This window comes from Chitinophaga sp., assembly GCF_035564935.1.
Taxonomy (GTDB): Bacteria; Bacteroidota; Bacteroidia; order Chitinophagales; family Chitinophagaceae; genus Chitinophaga.
The window spans coordinates 1-17,201 of the sequence record NZ_DATMTE010000776.1 but is presented as its reverse complement, the minus strand read 5'-3'; the positions used below and the strand labels follow the sequence as shown (position 1 = coordinate 17,201).

At 47.0% G+C, this 17,201-nt stretch carries 11 protein-coding genes; 6 read left to right on the top strand and 5 right to left on the bottom strand.

The genetic code is table 11. The features are described from left to right. The 5 genes from VN105_RS29820 to VN105_RS20070 form a co-directional block, all read left to right on the top strand. Window positions 1-145: sigma factor-like helix-turn-helix DNA-binding protein (locus tag VN105_RS29820; protein ID WP_414647255.1), on the top strand; the 145-nt coding region annotated here is incomplete at its 5' end. 108 nt (window positions 146-253) lie between these two features. After that, the gene (locus VN105_RS20085) at window positions 254-1,459 is read left to right on the top strand and encodes a FecR family protein (protein WP_325643524.1); all 1,206 of its coding nucleotides are present in this window, start codon (window positions 254-256) and stop codon (window positions 1,457-1,459) included. 179 nt (window positions 1,460-1,638) lie between these two features. Next, on the top strand, window positions 1,639-5,163 hold the full coding sequence (locus tag VN105_RS20080; protein WP_325643522.1) for a TonB-dependent receptor: 3,525 nt from the start codon (window positions 1,639-1,641) through the stop codon (window positions 5,161-5,163). An 11-nt stretch (window positions 5,164-5,174) separates the two neighbouring features. Next, the gene (locus tag VN105_RS20075; protein ID WP_325643520.1) at window positions 5,175-6,911 is read left to right on the top strand and encodes a RagB/SusD family nutrient uptake outer membrane protein; all 1,737 of its coding nucleotides are present in this window, start codon (window positions 5,175-5,177) and stop codon (window positions 6,909-6,911) included. Between the two features lie 5 nt (window positions 6,912-6,916). Next, a complete protein-coding gene (locus VN105_RS20070) occupies window positions 6,917-8,956 on the top strand; it encodes a phosphodiester glycosidase family protein (protein WP_325643518.1) in 2,040 nt (679 codons plus the stop codon). Window positions 8,957-8,996: 40 nt separating this feature from the next. On the opposite strand, the gene VN105_RS20065 is transcribed toward VN105_RS20070, so the two are convergent. From VN105_RS20065 to VN105_RS20050, 4 genes are all read right to left on the bottom strand, one after another. Beyond that, on the bottom strand, window positions 8,997-10,100 hold the full coding sequence (locus VN105_RS20065) for an efflux RND transporter periplasmic adaptor subunit (protein ID WP_325643516.1): 1,104 nt from the start codon (window positions 10,098-10,100) through the stop codon (window positions 8,997-8,999). Between the two features lie 25 nt (window positions 10,101-10,125). After that, complete coding sequence (locus tag VN105_RS20060; RefSeq protein ID WP_325643514.1) at window positions 10,126-13,278, bottom strand: efflux RND transporter permease subunit; 3,153 nt, start codon at window positions 13,276-13,278, stop codon at window positions 10,126-10,128. Between the two features lie 7 nt (window positions 13,279-13,285). After that, a complete protein-coding gene (locus VN105_RS20055) occupies window positions 13,286-14,608 on the bottom strand; it encodes a TolC family protein (RefSeq protein WP_325643512.1) in 1,323 nt (440 codons plus the stop codon). A 192-nt stretch (window positions 14,609-14,800) separates the two neighbouring features. Next, window positions 14,801-15,622 carry a helix-turn-helix transcriptional regulator gene (locus tag VN105_RS20050; RefSeq protein ID WP_325643510.1) on the bottom strand — a complete coding sequence of 274 codons (822 nt, stop codon included), beginning with the start codon at window positions 15,620-15,622 and terminating at the stop codon, window positions 14,801-14,803. 269 nt (window positions 15,623-15,891) lie between these two features. Here VN105_RS20050 and VN105_RS20045 point away from each other — a divergent pair, with 269 nt between their 5' ends. Then, on the top strand, window positions 15,892-16,425 hold the full coding sequence (locus VN105_RS20045; RefSeq protein ID WP_325643509.1) for a hypothetical protein: 534 nt from the start codon (window positions 15,892-15,894) through the stop codon (window positions 16,423-16,425). A 278-nt stretch (window positions 16,426-16,703) separates the two neighbouring features. Here VN105_RS20045 and VN105_RS20040 read toward each other — a convergent pair whose 3' ends face one another. Next, window positions 16,704-17,126 (bottom strand): hypothetical protein, encoded by a 423-nt coding sequence (locus tag VN105_RS20040; RefSeq protein ID WP_325643508.1) that lies wholly within the window; start codon window positions 17,124-17,126, stop codon window positions 16,704-16,706. Window positions 17,127-17,201 lie beyond the last annotated feature (75 nt).

The following is a 17,201-nucleotide window of genomic DNA, read 5'->3' as shown; positions in this document are numbered from 1 at the left end:
TTACTCCTACCAGGAGATCGCTGAAAAGGCTGGTCTTTCTAAAAACACGGTCAGAAATCACCTTAGTTTAGCTTCCAAATTCATACGCCTTAAGCTGGAAAAAATACTTTTCCTGGCGGTGCTCATCTATAAGCTCTTTTTTTGAGCAGCCTTAAAACCTTCCTCCAGCATACTTCTGCCGGCTTAAAAAAAATATTTCTTCTTTGATTGGTACATCATCCGGTTTCATGCGTGTACCTATTAAAGCCCTGTCATGGATGAAGATGAACTGAAATACCTCTTTAAACGATATCAACAAAATCAGTGTACAGCAGCCGAACTGGAAAGGTTGCGCGCCTTGCTGAACAGCGATGATGCCGCAGGGCTGTTGGGAGATGTATGGGAAAACATGCAGCAGGAAGCAACGGATCCCCATCCCGTGGCGGCGGCCGACCGGGAAAGGATCTATCGTAATATCCTGGAAGACGCCCGCATAAAACCTGCGGGAACAGTGAAGTGGTATCATCCTAACACTACATGGATGCGGGTAGCCGCTGCCGTTATCATCATTTTGGGCGCCGGATGGATGGCAATAACACAAAACTGGCTGTCGTTGAAGAAAGAAGCGCCTGTAACCCGCTTTGCGCAAACAGCTGTAGTACCGGGAAGCGAACGGGCCAAAATCATATTTGACGACGGAACAAGCATTGACCTGGAGAAAATCAGCGGGGATACCGTCATCCAAAGGGGATCCATCCAGATCGTTAAAGGAAAAGATAAATCAATTCGCTACCGGGCCATAGCAGCCGCCGGCCAGGACAACAAACCTGTTTACAATACCATCGTTACCCCAAAGGGTGGAGAATACCAGGTAGAATTACCAGACGGCTCCCACGTTTGGCTGAACGCACAAACTTCTCTCCGTTACCCCGTAAGCTTCCAGGATAAAACCAGACAGGTGGAACTGGACGGGGAAGCATACTTCGATGTGGCTAAATACAGCAAAAACGGGCAGCCCCTGCCCTTTATCGTGCTAACCCACAACCAGCAGTTAGAAGTGCTGGGAACCGCCTTTAACATTAACAGCTTTAATAACAGTATTACCACCACTTTGGTGGAAGGCAAGGTGAAACTGCAGGCCCTCAACGGGAATAACCAGGCAAAAATTCTCCGGCCCAATGAGCAGTCTGTCTACCAGGAACAGCATAATAGCTTTACCGTAACCCCGGTAGACCCATTGTACGCTACCTCCTGGAGAAATGGCAATTTCTCCTTCGATAAGGCAGGCATTAAAGAAGTAATGGGCAGTATTGCCCGCTGGTATGATGTGGAGGTAGAATATAAAGGAAAATTTACCAACAACTTTTTTTCGGGTACGATCTCCAAATTTGAACAGATCGATAAATTACTCGCCACTATAGCATTAACAGGAGACATTCACTTTAAACGGGATGGAAGGAGGATCATCGTCATGGAATAAAAAAACTCACAGGAACCAAAAAAGTTCAGGAGCGTTGCACCGCTCCTGAATTGTCAAAAAGACATTGGATTGACCATCATGTAGTATCACTTAATAATCAATCAACACAAATGTACAAAAAAAACCAACGGGATCGCCCCTTTGCGAAGGGCTGCGCTCCGAACAAAATTGCAATTCTCATGAAATTGTCTTTAGCGATACCCCTGCTGCTGGCAGGTACTTTGCATGTGCAGGCGCTTGCTTTCGGGCAAACCATCACCCTAAAGAAAAGTAATATCAGCCTGGCGCAATTTCTGAGGGAGGTGCAAAAACAAAGCGGCTACAACATCTTCTATAATGAATCGCAGATCTCCGGCGAACAGCGTTTTGATGTGGCGTATAAAAAAACAGCCTTTGAACAGGCTTTAAAAGATGTGCTGGACCGTTACCAGCTCAACTATAAAATTATCGACAAAAATATCATATTAAGCAAACCTGAAAAAAGAACCAACCAGGCAGCTACTCCCGTGGTGGTTCAGGATAAAATCATCACGGGCAGGGTATTGGACCAGGAAGGCAATCCTTTGGTAGGCGTATCCATTACCACAATTGGCGAAGGGGGACAAACAGTGAGCAAAGACAACGGTGTATTCAGCCTGCAGCTCAGCGCCGGCGCAACGGGCCTGCGGTTCACCATGGTGGGCTTTACCATGAAGGAAGTTAGCATCGGTAATGAAACCAACCTCATTGTACAGCTGGAACCTTCTACCAGCAAAATTGACGAGATCGTAGTAGTGGGTTATGGTACGCAGAAGAAAGGAAGTCTTACCGGGGCTACTACCGTAGTGGATTCAAAATTATTGCAAAGCCGCCCCGCAGCCAACTTATCATCATTACTGCAAGGTACCGTACCTAACCTCCAGGTTAAATTTACAACGGGCCGGCCAGGTGCAACGGGAAGTTTTAACATCAGGGGAGTTAACTCCATATCAAGCAATGCAGCCCCCCTGGTGATCATCGATGGTTTTGAGGGAGATATTAACCGCATCAATCCATCTGATGTAGAGTCCATCACCGTGCTGAAAGATGCTTCTGCCGCCGCTGTTTATGGCGCCAGGGCTTCCTATGGCGTTATACTGGTAACCACCAAAAACGGCAATAAGAACCGTGCGTCTATTTCGTATTCCGGTCAAACATCCTGGAGCGCTCCTACCACCTCCACCAACTTTGAAACCCGGGGCTATTACTCTGCTTCAATCAATGACCTGTTTTTTTCCAACTATGCAGGCACTCCTTATACCAACTATAATGAAGACGACTATTATCAGCTATGGATAAGAAGAAATGATAAAACGGAAAACCCCGAAAGACCATGGGTGGTAGTACAGAACAGGGATGGCAGGGATAGCTATGTGTATTACGCCAATACAGATTGGTATAAATACCTGTTCAATTCCGCCAGGCCCATGCAAAATCATAATATCGATATCAAAGGAAGCTCCGATAAAATTGATTACAGCCTTTCAGGAAATTACTATAACCAGGATGGGATCTTCCGCCAGAATACAGATAACGTAAGACAATATAACCTGCGCTCAAAAGTGAATTTCAAAGTGAAGAAATGGCTGGACATCAACACAAATATTTCTTACTTCAACTCCGCCTATGGTTATCCGGGGGCAGGAGGCGTGGAAAGCACTTTTAATTCTTCCGTGATCCACGGCCTCGCCAGTATTGTGCCGGTAAATCCTGATGGCACCTATGTGTATCAAACCACTATCAGCAACTATAGTGTAATGGATGGATACTCGGCTATGCTCAGCCAGGGTTTGAACAGGAACCAGGATAAAGTAAACGAGTTTACCCCCACTTTTGAAGTGGTGCTCCGGCCGGTGAAAGGACTGGATATCCGCTCCAGCTACCGGTTCACACACTACAACTATCAAACCATGAACCGCTCGGTAAACATTCCCTATTCCAAATACCCGGGCGAAGTACTCACTATTACCTCTGGCATCGGCAATAACCGGCTATACGAAATCCAGACCAACCATGAATACCAGGCAACAAACACCTATGCTACCTATAGCAAAGTAATCAACGCAGATCACGACATCAAACTGATGGCCGGGTATAATTATGAAACGAAATATTTAAAAGATATCAAAGTAGCCAGGAACGGGCTCCTTAGTACCCAGTTAAACGATTTTGAAATAGCAACCGGCGACGTATTTGAAATTAACGGGGGACAGAACGACTATGCCCTGTTCGGTACCTTCTACAGGGTTAACTATGCCTATAAAGATAAATACCTGTTTGAAGCAGCCGGAAGATATGACGGTACCTCCAGGTTTGCAAAAGGCAGGCGGTTTGGATTCTTCCCATCCTTCTCCGGCGGCTGGCGCATAGATAAGGAAAACTTTTTCCAGCAATGGGATCAACGTACGCTGAACGGCCTTAAGATACGCGCTTCCTATGGCTCACTCGGTAACCAGCAGGTGGGTTATTATGATTACCTGCAAACAATCAATGCAGGCGGCGTACTGAAATATTCATTCGGGGATGGAGCCGTGGCGCCGTATTCTACAGAAAGCGCCCCCAACTCCACATCGCTCACCTGGGAAACGGTAAACACCGGCAACCTGGGATTAGACCTGGAACTGTTTGATTCAAAACTAACCCTTACAGGAGATGTATACCGTCGCGCCACACTGAATATGTTAACCGCAGGTAAAACCATCCCGGCTTATTATGGCGCCGCAACTCCCAAAGAAAATGCGTCGGATCTTTTAACCAAAGGCTGGGAACTGAGCATCAACTGGAAAGACCGCTTTGAACTGGCAGGCAAAACTTTCAACTATTACGCAGGTATCGGTTTGGGAGATAATACTTCTAAGATCACCCGGTTCGACAATCCCAATAAAAACCTGGCTAACTTCTACGAAGGGCAAACACTGGGAGAAATATGGGGCTATGAAGTAAATGGCTACTTCAAAACCGATGAAGAAGCCGCTAACTATGCCGTTGACCAACGCTCCGTAAATACCATTATCAATACTTCGGCCATAGACAAAGGATTACACGCGGGTGATCTGAAATTCGAAGACCTGAACGGCGATAAGGTAATTTCCATGGGCGACAATACCCGCAACAATGCCGGCGACCGTAAAATAATAGGCAACTCATTGCCCCGCTATAACTTCAGTTTCACTACAGGCGCTAACTGGAATAATATCGACTTATCCGTTTTCATACAGGGAGTTGGTAAACAGGACTGGTACCCGGGAACCGAAGCCATTAACTTCTGGGGCCCTTACTCACGGCCTTATGCCACTTTTATTCCAAAAGATTTCCTGAGCAAGGTATGGAGTGAAGACAACCCCAATGCATATTTCCCGCGGCCGCGTGGATATATTGCGCTGAACGCTACCAACCGTTCCCTGGGCGTGGCTAATACCAGGTACCTGCAAAGCCTGATGTATGCCCGTCTGAAAAATCTTACCATTGGGTATTCACTCCCGGCAGCCATCGCGGCCAAAGCGGGCCTGTCGCGCCTGCGCGTTTATTTCAGCGGCGAAAACCTGCTCACGTTTACCAGGTTGAAAAGTAAATACATCGACCCGGAACAGGCTTCTACGGAAAACAGCTATAATGTTTCCACCAGCACAGCCAAAACATATCCCTGGGCAAAAACATTCCTGTTCGGTTTAGACATCAGTCTCTAATAATTAATACAATGAAAAACAAAATATACACAAAAGCGCTTTGGTTGGGAGCATGTTTATTCCTGCTTGTTTCATGCAGCCTGGATAAAACACCCCTCGCCGCTTTATCACCCGGCACCTATTTCTCCAACGAAGAGGAATTAAGGTTATACAGCAATAAATTTTACCAGGACATTCTTCCCGACGGCCCTGGCATCTATAACGAAAATGCAGACATGATCATCATTACGCCCCTGAATGAATCAGTTTCAGGGCAGCGGATGGTGCCATCTACAGGCGGAGGATGGTCATGGGACGCCCTGCGCCGGATCAATTATCTGCTGGCCAATTCATCGCACACCGCAGACCTCAGTGTACGTAACCGCTACGATGCACTGGCTAAATTTTTCAGGGCTTATTTTTATTTCGAAAAGCTGAAACGCTTTGGAGAAGTACCCTGGTTCAATACTGTGCTGGCATCAGACGATGCACAGCTCTTTAAACCCAGGGATTCCAGGAACCTGATTGCAGATTCCATCATACAGGACCTGGATTTTGCCATCGGTTATTTACCGGAAACAAAGGATGTTTACCGGGTAAACAAATGGACGGCTTTAGCCCTGAAGTCAAGAGCATGCCTGTTTGAAGGCACCTTCCGGAAATACCATGGTTTGCCGGATGCAGAAAAGTATTTAACACTTTGCGCCGGGGCTTCGGAGCAGCTGATCGATAACGGCGGATATACACTGTATAAAACAGGCGCCACACCTTACCAGGATCTCTTTGCCAACACCAAAGCCATTGGCCAGGAAGTGATCCTCGCCAGGGATTACGACGATGCACTCGGCTTGTTCCACAACGTACAGAATTATGAAAATGCAAGTACCCAGGGCCGGCCTGGTTTATCCAAAACTTTTGTCAATTCGTATCTCACTTCTTCAGGAGGCCGGTTCACTGATCTGCTGAATTACGATAAAAAAGAGTTTACGGAAGAAACACAGAACCGTGATCCACGGCTGGCACAAACCATCCGCACGCCCGGCTATACGCGTATCAACAGCACCGCAAAAGTAGCCCCTAACCTCTCCTACACCATAACAGGATACCACTTAACCAAATATGCTATGGAGCAGGTGAATGATGCCAATGGAAAAAGTATTACGGATATCCCGCTTTTCCGGATCGCGGAAACCTACCTGAACTTTGCAGAAGCAAAAGCGGAACTGGGTTCATTAACACAGGGCGACCTCGATAAATCGCTGAACCTGTTGCGCGGCCGCGTGAGTATGCCCAAGCTAAACCTGGCCACTGCCAATGCAAACCCTGATCCTTATTTAAGCAATGCGGAAACAGGATACCCCAATGTGTCCGGAACAAATAAGGGCGTTATCCTCGAAATCAGGCGGGAACGCGGTGTGGAACTGGTAATGGAAGGACACCGCTATTACGATGTAATGCGCTGGAAAGTGGGAAAACGTTTTGAAAAGCCTTTCCGGGGAATGTATTTCAAGGGCCTGGGCAATTATGACCTGGATAATAACGGTACTATCGATGTTTGCTTGTATGAGGGCACTAAGCCGGGTTCGTCTGCCAGCCTTTTCCTTGAAGTAGGAAAAGATATTATCCTGTCGGAAGGCAACAAAGGCAATATCATTGCGCACGGTAATATCAGCAGGACTTTCCGGGAAGACAGGGATTACCTCTATCCTATCCCTTCTGAAGAAATTAATTTGTCAAACGGCGTTTTAAAACAAAATCCAAATTGGTAATCGTCATGAACAAGTATAAAATATTCAACTACCTGCTGCTTTTTATCCTGTTATCAGGTGCCGGTTGCAGCAAATCAATTTTAGATAATTCAAAATACGGGAACCTGCTTCCCGAAGTAAAGGAGCCGCAGCCCCCGCTAAACCCGGAAACGTTAAAAGACAAAAACGGGTGGGTGATCGATACGCTGGCCAATGGTTTGATCCACTACCAGTTTGCCAAATATGTACAAACACAAACGGCCAACCAGTTCGTGAATGTGGTGGAGGTGAATTTAAATAACCCGGATTACGAACTGCAGTTTGTTTCGTTATCAAGCCTCGACACGCTTTCCTCGGTAGCTAAAAACTACGATGCAGTGGTTGGTATTAACGGCACTTACGAAATGGAAGCCAGCTTCATTAAAACCAATGGCAACGTGGTGTCGCCGGTTACACTGGACAGCGGGCATCTGCGCTTCTGGAAGCACGAAGGCGCTATTTTTTATAATTCGGGGATGGATGCGAAGATTGAATATGGCACCAAAGAAAGTTACTTACAGTCGCCTTATCTTAACATGTTCTCCGGCTCCCCGATGCTGATAGATAACTATAAAAAAGTGGGAGAAGATTTTGTTGGCGATGTTACAGGAATTGATCTTGGCAGCCTGAACGCGGAAGACTACAGGCGTCATCAGGGTTTGCGAAACCCGAGAACCCTGGTGGCTTTAACGGAAGATAAAAAGTTATTGCTGGTTACTATTGACGGGCGTTTCCAGGAATCCGCCGGTATGACGGCCAAAGAAGCCACCCAGTTCATGGCTACTTACTTTTATCCGCAAAGTGCATTGAATTTAGACGGGGGCGGTTCCACAACAATGTTCATTAAGGGTAAAGGACCCAATGGTATTGTTAACTATCCCTCCGATAACGGAACGCACGATCATTACGGCCAGCGTATATTACGGACCTTCATCCTGGTGAAGAAAAAAAGCAGCGACGTACAATTTGCAGGGGGCGATGGCACGGCGAACAATCCATACCTTATTGCTACGGCCCAACATCTGCAAAATATGCGGACACTCAACTGGAGCCAGACAGAAACGAATCCCTTCTATTTTAAACTGACCGCCGATATCGATATGACCGGGCAAAACTGGGGACCTCTTAACAACGTGGATCCCTATGCCAGGTACCTGCATTTCGATGGCGATGGTCACATCATCAAAAACCTGAAAGTAGCAAAATCCGCCTATGGCAGCTTCTTTGGTGTATTGTTCGGTTCCTGTAAAAACCTGGGGCTTGTGAATGTGGACATCGAATCATCTAACGGCGCCGGCGCCTTTGCCGGCTACCTCGGATTACGCGCTCCCGATAAACCGGTGAAGACAGGCATCCTGGAAAATTGCTTTTCCACAGGTAAAGTGGCAGGCACCGACGCCGTAGGCGGACTGGTTGGTAATATCGGGAAACCCAATGGCACCAATATCAGCAGGATCTCCAATTGCTTTTCTACAGCAGCGGTCACCGCTACAAACACAGGATCAGGCAACTCCCGGGCAGGCGGCATTGTTGGCATCAACTACGACGGTGGCAAAGTCGAAAACTGCTTTGCAAGCGGTAAGATCGTATCAAACACCAGTTCCGGCAAAGGCGCCGGCGGCGTGGTTGGCTGGTCCGATATTAAATTTAAAGGACTTGTAGCATTCAATGAATCGGTAAGCAACGTGGGCGGAGGAACAGCAGGGCGTATTTCATCGGCAATGGGATTGGTAAATGGTATTATTGCACAAGGCGAAAACTGCTGGGCTTCTGAAAAAGTAGTTGTATCCAAAAACGGAAGTCCTATTCCTGCCGGTAGTTATGTTACGGGAGAAGTAACCGTAAAAGAAACCGCCTACGACGGGGAAACCAAAACGGCGGCCTTTTTACAGGATATGAATAATTATAGCACTATACTGAACTGGCAATTGGGCCCTGGTAATCCCTGGGCTTCCACTACCAATAATAAGGGATTGCCTATTCTGCAATGGCTTTTCCTGAGAGGGGATTATGATTCATTTTATTAGCGAATAATTTTTAAGGAAGATAACAAAGGCGGCCGGGTAATTACCTGGCCGCCTTTGTTGCAGGAACAAGGCTGCTTCCTGCCTTTATTTCATCAGTGGCCCGCTTCAGTAGCGTATCTCCTTCTGCAAGATCTCCAAATATCTCCGTCTTGTCTCCCAGGCTGATACCGCTACGAACATCTATCCATTCCGCTTTACCATCTTTCAGCCGGATCACAAAACGCTTTTCTAAATTGGTTACTACTGCCGATGCCGGCACCAGGAAGGTAGGAGCTTTCCTATGCAACTTTAGTATCGCGTTGGCAAACATGCCTGATTTCAGTTGATTGTTATTATTGGTAAAAAGAAACTCCCATGTTTCGGTTCTGTTAGCCAGGTTCAACGCGCCTGCCTTACGGGATAATTTCGCCTGATACGTTACATCCGGTTGTGCGTCTACCGTAAAGTTAATAGTGGATGTTTCCGTATTGGCAGCAGTATAGAGTTCAGGAACGGGTACCCGTAAACGGAGAATGCTTATGTTTTCCACCACCAGCAATGGCCTGGTATTACCGGCACTCACTAATGTACCCGGATCTACGTTTCTTTGCGTAACAATACCGTTAAACGGGGCGCGGATAACCAGGTAATCTTTCAACTGTGCAAAGGCATTTGTTTTAGACCTGGCGGCATTCAGGGCAGCACTATCTGCCATCATCAGGCTTCTGACTTTTTCCAGTTCCCCCGCAGCTATCGTCCCTTCTACCTTTGCGGCGTTTACAATCCGCTTATAAGCATCAAGGCTGCCGAGATACCTGGAACGGGCTGTTTGTACATCTGCATTGGCCTGCGAATAGTTAGCCAATGTTTCGGGAGCCTCCAGTACGGCCAGCAGCTGCCCTTTATTTACCTTATCTCCAATATCCGCTTTCAACACACTTACATACCCGCTTACCTTTGCAAAGATCTCCGCCCTTTCCAATGGGGTGAGCTCTGCGGGAAACGTGATCTGTTTATTCACAGTATCTTTCCTGAGCAGGAATACCGGCACAGAATCGGCGCCTGTTGTTTTTGCGGCTTCGCTGTTGCCCTTATTCTGCTGGCAGGCCGCCAATATAATTGCTGGTAATGATAGTCTTATGATGATGGAAGAAGAAAATCTCATCGTGTACTTTTTATAGAAAATCAGTTTAATTATTGTTTGCTTCATAATACCTGCTTTCTTTATCCTCCGGGTGAAGCGATGGACTATGATATGCCTGCTTCCCTATCACCCCGGTATAAATAGCCGGCAGGAATACAAGGGTGCTTATCGTGGAAAAGACCAGCCCGCCGATAACAGCAATACCCAGCGGCGCCGTTTGATCACCACCTTCACTAAAGCCAATCGCCATCGGGATCATGCCCGCAATCATTGCCATTGTGGTCATGAGTATAGGACGCAACCTGTTACCGGCGCCTGTTATTGCATAACCCGGCGCAAATTGTTTCCTGAACAATTCACCGTTCGTAATCAGCAGGATGGCATTGGCTACGGCCACGCCTACCGCCATGATCGTACCCATGTAAGACTGGATATTCAATGATTGTCCTGTTAGCAATAATAGTAACAACGCGCCGGCAATTACAGCCGGTACCACAGATAAAACAGCCAGTGATAAACGGAACGATTGGAAATTCACCGTCAGCATTAAAAAGATCACTACAATGGCGATCAGGAGCCCTGTTTGCAGTTCGCTCATGGTTTGCGTAAGCAGGTCGGCCTGTCCCCGTAACATAATTTTAACACCCTGCGGTAATTTGCCCAGTGAGGCGATAGCGTCTTTCACCTCCTTTACAGCGCTGCCAACATCTTTTCTGTAAATATTTGCGGTGATGGTAATATATCGTTGCTGGTTGATACGGTCGTATTCACCGGGTGATGTTATTTTTTGTGCGGTGGTTACATCCCGCAGGTAAACAGGACTACCGGTACCTGCCGTCACTGGTACCAGGCCCAGTTCATCGGCGCTGTTCACCAGGTACTGCGGGTATTCTACCTGCACCTGGTAGGCGGTACCTGTGTTTTTATCCAGCCAGTAGTTTGGTTGCGTAAAACGGCTGGAAGAAGTTGCGGCTACCATCGACCTGGTGATCTGGTCAACTGTTAACCCCAGCTGCCCTGCCTTTACCCTGTCAATATCCAGTTTAATGCCCGGATATTCCAGTGGCGTCGCAATTTGTACATCCCGCAGGTAAGAGATCTCCTGTAGTTTTTTATCCAGTTCGCCGGCAATCTTCCGGCTTTGAGAAAGGTTTTTTCCCATCACCGCAATCTCAACCGGGTTAGCCGTTCCCATGTTCACTACCTGCTCTGCCATATCGCCCGGTTCAAAAGAAATTGCTGCCAGTGGCATATTTTTTTTGATGGCACTCCGCAATGCTTCTTTAAACCTTTCAATAGCAATACCGCTTCCCTTCTTCAATTTTATTTTTGTCACTGATTCATGCGGTCCGCTTGTCCAGAGATGGATCAGGTTTACCGGGTAACTGGATGGCTGTACTCCCACGAATGCAGAACTGATCTCTACCTGGTTATTGCTAATACTATCTGCCAGGTGTAACAATTCCCGGGTGGCCGTTTCCGTTCTTTCCAGCCTGGTACCGGCGGGTAGCCGTAACCTTACCTGTGCCTGGCCGGCATCAGTTTTCGGGAATATATCCGTTCCCAGGAAATAAAATCCTGTTGCCATTGCTCCAACTGCGAACAGCAGATACAACGGCGTAGCCAGGGAAGCTTTACTAACAAAACCTTTTAACCATTCCTCGTACCGCATCCGGAAGCGCTGGAACCGCCGGGTGGCTGTAGCTGCCCTGTCCTGCATTCCGTCTTTAAGCAGCCAGTGGGAAAATACCGGTACTACCGTTTGTGATAATATAAAAGAGGCGATCATCGCAAAGCCTACCGCCAGTGATAAAGGCAGGAACATGGCGCCCGGAATACCTGTCATAAACAAGGCAGGTACAAATACAGCGATCACACAAAGGAGGATGAGCAATTTTGGCAACGCAATTTCCCGACAGGCATCCCATATCGCTTTTGATTTTGATTTCCCCAGCTCCTGGTGGTGATGTATATTTTCAATCGTTACAGTCGATTCATCTACCAGGATACCAATAGCGAGCGCCAACCCTCCCAGCGTCATCACATTCAGTGTTTGTCCAAAAACCTTCAAACAAATGATAGCAGACAGCAGCGCCAGCGGGATAGTGATCACCACAATAAAAGCGCCCCTCAGATCCCTCAAAAACAACAGCACCATTAACCCGGTAAGTAAAGCACCGAGGATACCTTCCATGGTCAAACTTCTCAATGAATTGATCACATAACCCGACTGGTCAAACGTATAGGTTACTTTAATATCTTCAGGAACTGCTGCCTGCATATCCGGCAAGGCTGCTTTTATTCTTTGCACCACGTCCCAGGTGGCAGCGTCCGCACGTTTGGTAACGGGGATATATACCGACCGCTTTCCATTGATGAGCGCGTAACTGGTTGTCACGTCGGAGCCCAGCTCCACGCTGCCGATATCTTTTACATATACTGCCGGACCAGCGCCCAGTTTCAGGGGTACATTTTCCAGTTCCTTCACATTCTCCACCACGGCATTCTGAGAAGTGATTAACGTTTGATCGCCTTCCCGGATATTACCTGCCGGCGTAATGCTGTTGGACCTGGCCAAAGCCTGCACCACATCATCCGGCGACAGGTTATAGTTCCGGATCTTCTCCGGATCTGCTTTTATAATCACTGTTTTCTGGTTACCTCCAAAAGGCGGCGGTGCAGATACGCCCGGAAGGGTAGAAAACATTGGGCGTACCTTAAACAAGGCAAGATCCTGTATCTCCCCGAGAGAGCGTGTTTCGGAAGTGAATACCAGTTGCCCTACCGGCACACTGCCGGCATCAAAACGGGTAATGAAAGGAGGCACTGTACCTGGAGGCATGAAGGCGCGGGAACGGTTCACATAGCCCACCACTTCCCCCATTGCCTGGCTCATATCGGTACCCTCGTTAAATACTATTTTGATGATCGCAGCTCCCTGAATGGATTTTGATTCCACATACTTCACCCCGGTAACATACAAAAAATGGTATTCATAGTAAGATGTAATAAAACCCTCCATTTGTTCGGGAGAAAGCCCCCCATAAGGCTGGGCCACATATATAACAGGCAATCCCATTTTCGGAAAGATGTCGATCTTCATGTTCCTGATGCTCAGCCACGAAAAAAAGACAATCCCGATAAAAGCCACCACCACTGCCAGCGGCTTTCTCAACGCCATCGCTATTAATCGGATCATAACCGTGCTAATTAACCTGGTTTAAGAATAAATTAAGATCCCCATTCACAGCAGCTTTATACAACAGCGCTTTCCATACGGCCATATAAGCGGTTTTGTTATCAGCAGCCGCTTTTACTAATGCATATTGCGCCTGCATCAGGTCCGCAAAATTGGCTAACCCCGATTGGTAACGTGATCGTATGGCCTTATAGGAGAAATCTGCTGATTCATAATACAGCGGCGTTTCTTTCGATACCAGTAATGCGGTACCCAATGTAGTATCAGCCAGATCATTCTGTTTCCTGACCTCCAGGATCACTTCATTCAGCTTTTCCTGATTAGACCGGATCAGCATATCCTCCTGCTGTACCTGCGATCTTATCTTTGCAAACTGCAGTACCGGGATGCTCAACTGTAAGCCAACACCATAGTTATATCGCTGAAAAGCCAGGCCATCTGTAGCTTTCACATTACCATTATAATCAATCCCCGAACCTCTCGCGTAGGCGGTTCCCCACAAGCCCAGGGTAGGCATGATCGTTTTCGCCAACACTTTTTTTCGGGCTTTGCTCAATTCGATATTGGAGCTATATAGCGAAAGCTGCGGGTTGCTCACCGTATCTGCCGGCAGGTAGGCAGCGGGTAATTTTGTAAAATAAATAGTATCATTAACGGCAGGCAAATGGTCTGTAGCCAGCAATCCTGAAAGCGTAATGATCGTTTGCTCCTGGTACTTCCGGCTGTTTAGCAATTCCACTTTTGCCCTCGACATTTCTGCTTTCAATAAAGCGGTATCCACGCCGGGCTTGATACCGGATGTCACCAATGTTCTGGCTACTGACAACATAGCTTCCGTCCGGGCAAGGTTTTCCTGGTATACTTTCCCCAGTTCAGCCGCAGTGATCATATCGAGATAGGCGTTGATCACCCTGATCTTATGCTGAAAAATTTCATTGCCGGCATCGGCTTTTGCATACTGCATCCCTGCTTTGGAAAAATTTACCCGGGAACTCCGTTGTCCGAAAGTTACCGGTTGCCAGTTCAGCAGCAAACTGGTAGCGCTGCCAAACACGCCATCGTAGTAGTTCCCCGCAGAGGGTGGGCCACTAACCGGCACAAGGAACTGCGGATATGCCATACCGGTGATGTTGTTGTAAGTCGCATAATTCAGCTGATAGGAGGCATCCAATGAGGGAATGAGGGAATTTTTGCTGGTGGCTACCGCCTTTTCGGCTGCTTTTATCTCCCATGCTTTGGATTTTAATAACGGATAGTTGTCTTCCGCCATTTGCAGCAGTTCTTTCAGCGTGCCTGTTGGTGATTGCGAAAGTACCACTTTCGTGTTCATCAGCAGGCAGATGAAACATAATAATAGCCTCAACGGCATATTGTACATATTTGTTTATTTAAAGCCAGTGACGATTCATCACAACGCAGGAAAGCAGGCAATACACTCCCTGCCCCGCCGCCATGTATGGTGTGAGCGCAAATATTGCAAATAGCCTTACTATTTTATGGTATATTTGAAAATATTCTGGTATCAACCATTCTTCCGGAAAGAAAGCGGGGTTTGTTCAGTTTTTCGCTTAAAGTATTTAACGAAGTGGGAAGGATCATTAAAATCAAGCAGAAAAGAAATTTCTGCAATCGTATTGCCGGTATAGAGGAGCAATCGTTTGGCTTCGCTGATAATAAATTCAGACAGCACATCTTCAGCAGACTGATTAACTGCTTTCCGGCAGGCAGCATTTAAATTCTGGGGAGAAGTACTAAGCTGCTCCGCATAATAATGTACTTTGTTCTTCACAGTTTGTTCAGCGCTCAGCAAAGATAAAAAGGACTGGTACAAATTAGAGGTGATCTCCGCTTTACCTGTAAAAGGCTTTACATCTTCCAGCACAAGTGCCAGTAATGCTTTCAGCAAACCCTCCGTCATGTGGAAAGCATATTTTCCATCTTTCCTGTTTGTTGCTGTGAGCAGTTCAAAGAGCATACTTAGGGTGCCGTTATCTTTTACATAAACACAGCTTTCCCGGCTAACCTGTGTAAAGAGAGATTTCAGCTCACTGTCAAGGCTTTCTTCAATGAATGCTTTCTTGATAATAACAACAAACCCTTCCGGCTCAGACTCCAGATCCCAGTAATGCACCTGGTCTTTCCTGATGAAGTACATCACCGGAGGCGTTACATCAAATTTCCTGGAATCAATAAAGTGGGAGCCACTGCCCTGCGAAAGGTACAGGATCTCAAAATAATTATTATGCTTATGAGGGGTGGTTTTCCTGATATCTTTCCTGAATGGGGAAATCTTGATAGATTTACCAGATTCGCTTTTATCTTTTATTTGTAAAGTTGCTCCCATAAAAACTGACGACAACTATGTCTTTCCCGCTTAAAAAAGATACGGCTAGTGTCTTTCAATGGAGCCAATTTACAACGTTTTGTTGAGTTTCAGTCCCCATGCATTGTATTTCAGCACTGAACAACAGCTCTCCATCTTGGAATGCACCGCTGTTTTAATCTTTTTTGCCCTCTTTTAGAACGCTACGCCCCAATCACCGGCTGATCGCCTGCTCAGGAATTATGATTATGTTAGCATTTTAATAGAAAAGGATGCGTATCTTTATTGGCATGTTACGGATACTTCTTTTTGCTGTTATTTTCATGTCGGGTATGGCTGCAAAGGCGCAGACAGATTCGTTTTTCAGCGGGATGAATGGCATGGAACCTGCCTTCGGGCACCCGATCGATACTAACCATATCCAAAAGAAATGGTTTGTTACAAAGTATACCGGTGTTTCTACTGGCTTTATGGCATTTAAAGGAGGGAGTAGTTCCTTCCTGTCGGTACCGCTGGCGTTACAGGTTAATCGCCAGTTGACCAATAACTTTTACGCCTTTGGACAGGTATCGGCCACACCATATGTTTTCCGTTACAACGGTATACCTTATCAACCTGCAGTTAGCAAGAATAATGGCTTCATGCAAACGCAGAGAAATAACTTTGCTGCCTATTCGGATGCAAAAATAGGCGTTATGTATATCAGCAATGATAAAACGTTTTCTATTTCCGGTAGCATTGGTGTGAGCAGAGGCGGTTATAATGGTTATTCTCCTTTCTATGCCCCAATGTATGCCCCGATGGGAGGACATATTCAAAGATAAAGCTCCGGCCATGAAAGATGCGGGGAAACTTCGGCTGCCGGCATGATAATACCCAGCAATTTTGCCACAAGGGGCGCTATATCTGTAAGATCCATTACCGTTACTTTGAAATCCTTTGCCAGGCCTGCGCCAAAGGCAACGAAACCGGTTTGTATCTCCCTAAAATCAGGATAATATCCATGGGTCCCATCTTTTGCTTTTTTACTGCAGGCCCAATACCGGCAATCTGGATGGCCTCCAGAATGGTGCTTATACCATGATCTGCTGCCGCTACTGCCTCAGGCACATCTTCCCCCTTCCCTCCATTCACGATGCTGTACTTCATCGGTACATGGCAGATGGATAGTCAGGATATTGGGTTTGTACCGGCGAACCAGGTCGGCCGCCATCCTGCTTAATGTTTCATTCATGCCGAGGTAACGGAGGTGCATATCGGTAAACTGAAGTTCCCCGGTGGCATATCGCTGTACTTCCCCGAAAAGGCCGGCTGGCGCAGATTGTTCACTGGCGGCTTCCGCCGGCCCGGGACGGACAAAATGGACAGCGAAGGGTTGGCGGGCATTAAAGCAACCAATATTTAAAACAGCCCTTAGCCATATGGGGAGCTGGACGAACGAACGGCGAAGGAGCGCAAAAAAGCGTAGTACTGGCGCGCTTTTTTGCCGACTAAGCCCGTGGTGAGGCCGCTTTTCCTTCAACATATAGGCTTTACACGGATGAGAAGCAATACTGCATATCAGTAGCACTAGCCTTTAATACGCTTTGCTCTTACGTTT